Raw genomic sequence first — 2,964 nt, 5'->3', positions numbered from 1 at the left:
GCTCGTCGTCGCCTCGAACGAGATCAAGTACAAGCGCTCGGTGGTCTACGACGCCGAGCCGCTGGAGATCCAGATCTGGGTCTCCACAGTCCGGGCGGCATCCTTCCTCTGCCATTACGAGGCCTTCGACCACGGGCAGCTCGCCGTCACCGGCAGCACCATGCTGGTGCCGTTCGACTTCGCGCTGAACCGCCCCCGCCGGATCACCCCGGAGGAGAAGGAGTTCCTCCAGCGCTACACCGACGAGCCCACGTCCTGACCCGATCCGGCGGCGAGATCGGCGATCTCGCACGCTTTGGCCCCGCAAGACGTGCGAGATCGCCGATCTCGCCGAGCGCGGGGCTCAGACCACCCGCGGCACCGGCCGGCCGGCACCCGTCGGGGCGCCCCGCCGCGCGGCCTCGGCCTCGGACACCCGCCGGACGACGTCCCCCTGCGCGATGGGGCCGCCGGCGAACACCGCGGCGTTGATCCCGCCCCGGTGCACCATCGCCTTCACCAGCCGTACCCCGGTCAGCCGCTCGAGGTGGGTGCAGGGCGGGCAGCGCTTCATCCCGAACAGCAGCGCGTCGCCGACGGTGAACCACTGTCCGACCAGCGCCGGCAGGTCGATGCCCGTCGTGACCACGTTGCGGCGGGTGTCCCCGGCGGTCAGGTCCGACGAGGTCTCGGCGGCCACCGCGGCGACATCGGCCCGGTCGATGAGCGTGACCTGCTTCTCCAGGTCCGGGTACTGCGCCCAGGTGCCGCCGCCGAGGGCGTAGCGGTCACCGGCCAGGCCCAGCCCGGCCACGGCCTCGACCGCGGTCACCCGCCGCATCGGCTGGGCCGCGGCCCCGGCCAGCCAGATCTCGAGCACCGAACCGGCCGGCGGGTCAGGCAGCACGGGGGCCTCCTCGGCGCTCGGGGACGTCGTCGGCGCCGCGGGCGTCCAGCGCCTCCGCGACGGTCTGCGCCAACTGGAGCACCTGGACCAGCAGTGGCACGACCGTCGTCGTCAGGCCGCGCAGGCCGCGCACCGAACCGCCGCGTGCGGCCTGGGCCTCGCGGATGCGGTCGGCCCGCTCGCTGATCAGCGGGATGAACCGCAGCGCCATCGCGATCACCAGCCCGATCCGCGCCGGGCGCACGCCGACCCACTGCAGCGGCCGGCAGACCCGCTCCACGACGGCGACCATCGCGGTCACCCGCGTGGTCGCGGTGACCACCGCCGCGCCCAGGACCAGGGCCAGGAGGCGGACCACGGTGAGGGTGCCGGTGAGGACGTCGGTCACCAGCGAGTGCAGGACGAACAGCGCGACCAGCCACCACAGCACCGCGCGCGCCTGCCGCACGAGCACCGAGGCCGGCAACCGCGCCACGACCAGCCCCAGGACGACGACGCCGACCAGCGCTCCCAGTACCACCGGCAGCGTCGGGACGGCGAAGACGAGCACGCTCAGCCCGGCGAGCGCCAGCAGCTTCCAGCCCGGGGGCGTCCGGTGCACGAGGCTGGCCCGTGGCACGTAGAGGGCGAGGGTCACCGGTGCACCATGAGCGCCCGGTAGGCCGCTATCGAGCTGTCCGGCGGGCCGTCGTCGACCACCCGGCCGCCGTCGACCACGAGAACCCGGTCGAACCCGTCCAGCAGGTCCAGGTCGTGGGTGACGACGACGACCTGCTGCTCCAGTTCCTCGATCACCTGGGCGACCCGGCGGGTGTTGACCAGGTCGAGCAGCGTGGTGGGCTCGTCGAAGACGATCCGGGCGGGCCGCATGACGAGGACGCCGGCGATGGCCAACAGCTGCTTCTGCCCGCCCGAGAGCAGGTGTGCGGGGTGGTCGGCGTGTCCGGCCAGCTCGTACCGCTCCAGCACCTCGGCGACCCGCTCCGCGCGCTCGGCAGGAGGTACGCCCTGGTTCTCCAGCCCATAGGCGGCGTCCTCGGCGACCGTCGGGTACACGATCTGGGCGTCGGGGTCCTGGAAGACGAAGCCCACGCGGCGGCGCACGTCACGCACGTGGGTGCTGGTGTCGAGGCCGTCGACGAGCACGGTGCCGGTCGTGGGCACCACCAGGCCGTTCAGCAGGCGGGCGAACGTGCTCTTGCCCGAGCCGTTCGCACCGACGATGCCGATCCGCCGCTCGGTGAGGTGCAGATCGATGTCGGAGAGCACCACGCGGTCGCCGTAGAGGTGCCCGACCCCGCGCAGCTCGAGACCGCGGGCCGGATCCGCGACCGGGGCGGCCGTCTCCCGCCGGAGTCTCACCGGACGGCGACCGCCCGGCGCGGTCGCTCGATCACCGGGTAGCTGCGGCGCACCTGGACGGCGATCACCGCGGCCACGACCGCCTTGATCAGGTCGCCGGGGATGAACACGGCGGCGCCGAACCACAGGGCGCCGTCCCACGGCATGCCCGTGACGGCCTTGAGCACCGGGACACCGATCGCGTAGATGACCAGGATTCCCCCGACCACGTTCGCCACGGTGCCCCAGGCCAGGTTGTAGCGCGCCCAGAATCGCTCGGTGAGCAGCCCGATCACGAACGCCGCGATCGGCCAGCTGATCAGGTAGCCGGCGGTCGGCCCGGCGAAGACGGCAAGGCCGCCTCCGCCGCCGGGGAGGATCGGCAGCCCGATCGCGACGAGCACCAGGAACAGCAGCTGGGAGAGGAAGCCGCGGCGCGCACCCAGGATCGCCCCGGCCAGCATCACGCCGAGGGTCTGCGCGGTGATCGGGACTGGGCCCACCTGGACGGCGGGAACCAGGCCGAGTGCTGCTGTGATCGCAGCGAAGAGCGCGATGTAGACGAGGTCCTTGGTCTTCACAGCAGGTCTCCCGGGGGCAGGCGCCGGCGTAGGGCGGCGGCGTCGTTGTGGTCCGAAAAGTACCGGAGGACCGGTAACGGACCCCGCCCGATCCCAGAACCCCGGCTCTCTCAGGCCTGCAACCACACCGCCGAGTCGTGGGGCAGCGTGCCGTCG

The 2,964-nt window shown here is 72.8% G+C and carries 5 protein-coding genes; 1 reads left to right on the top strand and 4 read right to left on the bottom strand.

The features are described 5' to 3' along the window. Positions 1-259, top strand: a 259-nt coding sequence (locus VGD70_RS24565) for an acyl-CoA thioesterase (protein WP_331085238.1), incomplete at its 5' end; no start/stop codon positions are given. 84 nt (positions 260-343) lie between these two features. Here VGD70_RS24565 and VGD70_RS24560 read toward each other — a convergent pair. From VGD70_RS24560 to VGD70_RS24545, 4 genes are read right to left on the bottom strand one after another with little or no spacing between them, the layout of a single operon-like run. After that, positions 344-886, bottom strand: coding sequence for an MOSC domain-containing protein (locus tag VGD70_RS24560; protein WP_331085236.1), 543 nt, complete (start codon positions 884-886; stop codon positions 344-346). Further along, the gene (locus tag VGD70_RS24555; RefSeq protein ID WP_331085234.1) at positions 876-1,523 is read right to left on the bottom strand and encodes an energy-coupling factor transporter transmembrane protein EcfT; all 648 of its coding nucleotides are present in this window, start codon (positions 1,521-1,523) and stop codon (positions 876-878) included. Before VGD70_RS24555 ends, VGD70_RS24560 begins: the two co-directional genes overlap by 11 nt. Then, the gene (locus VGD70_RS24550) at positions 1,520-2,248 is read right to left on the bottom strand and encodes an ABC transporter ATP-binding protein (protein WP_331085232.1); all 729 of its coding nucleotides are present in this window, start codon (positions 2,246-2,248) and stop codon (positions 1,520-1,522) included. The genes VGD70_RS24555 and VGD70_RS24550 overlap by 4 nt, the downstream gene beginning before the upstream one ends. Next, complete coding sequence (locus tag VGD70_RS24545; protein WP_331085230.1) at positions 2,245-2,808, bottom strand: biotin transporter BioY; 564 nt, start codon at positions 2,806-2,808, stop codon at positions 2,245-2,247. The genes VGD70_RS24550 and VGD70_RS24545 overlap by 4 nt, the downstream gene beginning before the upstream one ends. Between the last annotated feature and the right edge of the window lie 156 nt (positions 2,809-2,964).

The organism is Actinophytocola sp., from assembly GCF_036402745.1.
Lineage (GTDB): Bacteria > Actinomycetota > Actinomycetes > Mycobacteriales > Pseudonocardiaceae > Actinophytocola.
This window is presented reverse-complemented; position numbering and strand designations above follow the sequence as displayed.